General features: G+C 63.6%; 6 protein-coding genes. 3 read left to right on the forward strand and 3 right to left on the reverse strand.

Translation table 11 applies throughout. The annotated features are described in order from the left end of the window. Positions 1 to 33 precede the first annotated feature (33 nt). The gene (locus tag ACXWUF_RS20155; protein WP_458496357.1) at positions 34 to 990 is read right to left on the reverse strand and encodes a DUF58 domain-containing protein; all 957 of its coding nucleotides are present in this window, start codon (positions 988 to 990) and stop codon (positions 34 to 36) included. Between the two features lie 490 nt (positions 991 to 1,480). Continuing rightward, positions 1,481 to 2,059 (reverse strand): beta-class carbonic anhydrase, encoded by a 579-nt coding sequence (locus tag ACXWUF_RS20160; RefSeq protein ID WP_458496358.1) that lies wholly within the window; start codon positions 2,057 to 2,059, stop codon positions 1,481 to 1,483. A 129-nt stretch (positions 2,060 to 2,188) separates the two neighbouring features. On the opposite strand from ACXWUF_RS20160, the gene rdgB reads away from it, so the two are divergent. The 3 genes from rdgB to ACXWUF_RS20175 all read left to right on the forward strand — a co-directional run bounded on the left by rdgB (position 2,189) and on the right by ACXWUF_RS20175 (position 3,342). Beyond that, a complete protein-coding gene (rdgB, locus tag ACXWUF_RS20165) occupies positions 2,189 to 2,785 on the forward strand; it encodes an RdgB/HAM1 family non-canonical purine NTP pyrophosphatase (RefSeq protein ID WP_458496359.1) in 597 nt (198 codons plus the stop codon). 67 nt (positions 2,786 to 2,852) lie between these two features. Then, a complete protein-coding gene (locus ACXWUF_RS20170; protein ID WP_458496360.1) occupies positions 2,853 to 2,999 on the forward strand; it encodes a hypothetical protein in 147 nt (48 codons plus the stop codon). Between the two features lie 130 nt (positions 3,000 to 3,129). Next, positions 3,130 to 3,342 (forward strand): hypothetical protein, encoded by a 213-nt coding sequence (locus ACXWUF_RS20175; protein WP_458496361.1) that lies wholly within the window; start codon positions 3,130 to 3,132, stop codon positions 3,340 to 3,342. Positions 3,343 to 3,398: 56 nt separating this feature from the next. Here the strand turns inward: ACXWUF_RS20175 and lipB are convergent. Further along, the coding region (gene lipB, locus ACXWUF_RS20180; RefSeq protein WP_458496362.1) for a lipoyl(octanoyl) transferase LipB at positions 3,399 to 3,878 on the reverse strand (480 nt) is incomplete at its 5' end.

Raw genomic sequence — 3,878 nt, forward strand, 5'->3', positions numbered from 1 at the left:
GAAGCCCACTCCCACCACCATTAAACCCGCCACTCACGCCCCATGCACCGCCAGCGCTTCCAAGCACCGCCGACAGTGCCCATCCCCGCCGCCAGTGGCGATCCGCGTGCCGGGCAAGGTCAAAGCGTAGCGCAGACCCGACGCTTCGGCGTCGATGATCCAGCGGCAGAGTCGGCTGAGCCGGGTCTCCAAGTCGCCGCCGGGGGTTTCGTTCAAGTCCAGGGCGATGGCGTCGGGCTGTTCCCCGGCGTAGCGCTTGACCTGGGGTTCCTGGCCCTTGGCGACGCCCTTCCAGTGGATGTGGCGGAGCGGGTCGCCCGCTTGGTAGGTCTGGAAGCCGGTGAATTCCTCGCCGCCGGACTGGCGCTCCCGTCCGGGTCGGCCCGAGCCTTGGCCCACGGGAAACGGAACGCTGTCCGCCGCTGGCTTGGGATAGACCAGCACCCGCTCGGTGAAGCGGAGCGGCGACCAGGCATAGAGGATGCCCAGGGGGAATTCGGTGTACACGGTCACGGTGCCGGGCTGGAACCAGCCGCGCCGTTCCGGGCGGAAGCCGAGCGGGGCGGTGGCGTTCTCGTCGGCGCCGATGTCGAGGCGGATGGGTTCCGCGCCCTTGGCCTTGACCCAGACGGCGTAGCGCGGCAGCGGGGTGGGGTTGGCGATGAGGATTTCGTAAGTGGCGTGTTCTCCGGCGAACACGGGCCTGGCGCGGCGGGGCTGGACGCGCAGCCCGGCGAGGTTGCGGTAGCCGTGCAGCACGCCGAGCAGGGCCACGGCGACCAGCAGGAAGGTGAGGATGTAGCCGAGGTTGCTGTTGTAGTTGATGGCGGCAAGCCATTGGATGAGCAACAAGAGGACAAGGCCGAAGCCGCGTTTGTTGGGGATGGTGAAGATGCGGCGGTGGGCGAGGGTGATTGGCCCTTGGGTGGGTTGTTCGCCTTGGAAGAAGCGGCGGGGGTCGAAGCGTTGGTTGAGTGTGAGTGAGGCCATGGGGGTTCGAGTCTGGTTTTTGAGGCGGCCGTTTGCCGAAGCGCGGGGATTATCTTAACGGTCGCGCCACTTCCGGTGGAACAGCGTGATGCCTCGCCGTGGTCATTCTCCTGTGGCGTCATTCACAGCCCCCGTCGAGGCGTCAGCAAACCCGTCCGGCTTCCCGCGAATGCCTGGATCAAGCGTTCGCCAGAACATAGATCATTGTTTTATATGGATTCCCATGCGCGGCGGACGGACCTGAGCAATTTTCAGCCAACTGCCCGGGGCGCCCACGGCTCGTGGGCTGGGGCGGGTTTCCACCAAGTTATCCACAGAAGGGCGCACAGAATTCGGGGGCGCTGGTGGATAATCCGGGCCGTGCAGGGCATGGCGCGGAATCGGGGGGATGGGGGAAATCTGGTGCTAAAAAGATCGTAGCCCATCGCCGGACTAGGCGGCGGGCTACGCAAGAAGACGGGGGATTATTCTTCGAACTCGCGGAATAGGCTTACAGCGCCCGGCCCGCCGCCATGGCGTCCGGCACTTCCACCAGCTTGCCGGTCTTCACGTCATAGATGAAGCCGTAGATCGGGATGTACTTCGGCACCAGGGTGTGGTTACGGATACGCAGCACGTCCTCGGTGACGCTCTGCTCCTGGTTCTTGATGGTCAGCCAGTTGATGTACTTGCCGTCGGCGGAACCCGGCCCCTGGCCCACATCGCGCCAGCCGTTCTCGTCGATGGTGGCGGTGTCGAGGCTGCTGCTCAACAAATCGCCCATGATGTCGTTGGTGAACAGCTCCATCCCGCAGTTGGTGTGATGAATGACGAACCATTCCTGAGTGCCCAGCAGCTTGTGGGAAATCACCAACGAGCGGATCGCGTCGTCGCTGGCCCGGCCCCCGGCGTTGCGGGTGACGTGGGCGTCGCCTTCCGAAAGCCCTGCGTACTTGGCGGGGTCGAGCCGGGCGTCCATGCAGGTCAGGATGGCGAAGCCGCGTGCCGGGGGCAGCGCCAAGTCGCCTTTGTCGAAGGTCGAAACATAACCCTCGTTGGCGCGCAGGACTTCGGTCAATATGTTGCTCATGTCTCTTATCTCCTCTGTGGTTGCGTGCTTTTGTTGTTGCAATTGCCGGTGGTTGCCGGTTTCATGGACGAAAATTAAAGCCCCTCTTCCCGAGGATGCCCGTTTCCGCCCCATTCAGACTTACCGACGATGAAAAAGATTCTCCTCGCCAGCAACAATCCCGGAAAGGTTCGCGAGATCGCGGCAATATTAGCAGAGCATGATATGGAGGTTGTGCCTCAGTCGGCCTTCGCCATTCCCGAGGCCGACGAGACCGGCCTGAGCTTCATCGAGAACGCCATTCTCAAGGCCCGCCACGCTTCCCGGCTGTCCGGCTTGCCCGCCATCGCCGACGATTCCGGCCTGGAGGTCGACGCCCTGGGCGGTGCGCCCGGCGTGTTTTCCGCCCGCTACGCCGGGGAAGGCGCCACCGATGCCGCCAACAATGCCAAGCTCCTGGAAGAGCTGCGGGACGTGCCGCCCGAGCAACGCGCCGCCCGGTTCCGCTGCGTCATGGCCTTCCTCCGCCACGAGCGCGACCCCAGCCCGGTGATCGCGCAGGGCGTCTGGGAGGGCGTGATTCTGAACGAGGCGCGGGGCGTGGGCGGATTCGGTTACGACCCGCTGTTCTTTGTGCCGGATCAGGGCTGCGCCTCGGCGGAATTGCCAGCGGCGGAGAAGAACCGGCTGAGCCATCGGGGCAAGGCGTTGCGGGAATTGGTGGGGCGGATGTTTGGGACGACTTGATAACGATCACAGAATAGGGAGGGGACCATGAGCCAACAAATCACCCCGGACGGCTACGGCGACATCCATGCCGGTATTGTTCAACTATGACCTCAAGACGGGCCGGTTCAACCATGCGGACGCCGGGCAGATGCATTTGTATTTGAACTACGCCAAGGCCCATTGGGTGGGAGTGGGCTTTAGCCCACGGCTCGGAATGATAGTCGTGGGCTAAAGCCCATTCCCACTCCGGGCGGTCTCGGAAGGGGCGAGGGAACCAGCCATTCCCCCGGCTGGTCCTAACTGCGGGTCGAATGATCCCATCCCTAAGTTATAAAACCACAATTCCAAGAGGTCGCACCGCTATGAAAACTTCCCACATCATGTTCGGCGGCGTCGCGTTCGCCGTGCTGGCCGAAGCCCTCCTGCTGATGAGCAACCGTTCCGAGGAAGAAGACTGGGTCGCCTTTCGCGACGCCCACCACTGCGTCCCCGTGGGGGTGATCGACGGCAGCAACCGCTCCGGCTACCAATGCGATGATGGGCAGGTGCATTATCGGTGGCGGCAGATGCGCTGAGGCGGGGCGGGCAGGTCGGGCATGAATTCATGTCCGACCTACAAACTGGATAGCCATTACGCCAATTGCTTCAAAATCTCCCCGGCCAGCGGCGCCATCACATCGCATATCCGCGCCTCGACGCCCAATTCAGCCAAGCTGGTGACTTCCAGCCCCGCATAACCGCACGGATTAATGGCGGCAAAGGCCGGCAGGTCCGGGTTCACGTTCAGGCTCAGGCCGTGATAGCTGCAACCGCGCCGAACCCGCAGACCGAGTGAGGCAATCTTGCGGCCCGAGACGTACACGCTGGGCGCGTCCTTCCTCGCCACCGCCGCGATGCCATATTGCTTGAGCAGGCCAATGGCGGCGTTTTCCAGGGCCGTGACCATGGCCCGAATCCCCAGATTCCTGCGCCGCAAATCCACCAGCGGATAGGCGATCAACTGACCGGGGCCATGCCAAGTGATCTGCCCGCCCCGGTCGGTCTTCACCACGGGCACGTCGGTGGCCTGGACCAAGTGGCGGAGGTCGCCGTTCATGCCCAGCGTATAGAC

It is taken from the genome of Methylomagnum sp., assembly GCF_054333355.1.

What these genes read in the sequence shown, in the direction of transcription:
- ACXWUF_RS20155 (WP_458496357.1), bottom strand. Translation starts at nt 990, where the DNA reads ATGGCCTCACTCACACTCAACCAACGCTTCGACCCCCGCCGCTTCTTC.
- ACXWUF_RS20160 (WP_458496358.1), bottom strand. Translation starts at nt 2,059, where the DNA reads ATGAGCAACATATTGACCGAAGTCCTGCGCGCCAACGAGGGTTATGTT.
- rdgB (WP_458496359.1), top strand. Translation starts at nt 2,189, where the DNA reads ATGAAAAAGATTCTCCTCGCCAGCAACAATCCCGGAAAGGTTCGCGAG.
- ACXWUF_RS20170 (WP_458496360.1), top strand. Translation starts at nt 2,853, where the DNA reads ATGCCGGTATTGTTCAACTATGACCTCAAGACGGGCCGGTTCAACCAT.
- ACXWUF_RS20175 (WP_458496361.1), top strand. Translation starts at nt 3,130, where the DNA reads ATGAAAACTTCCCACATCATGTTCGGCGGCGTCGCGTTCGCCGTGCTG.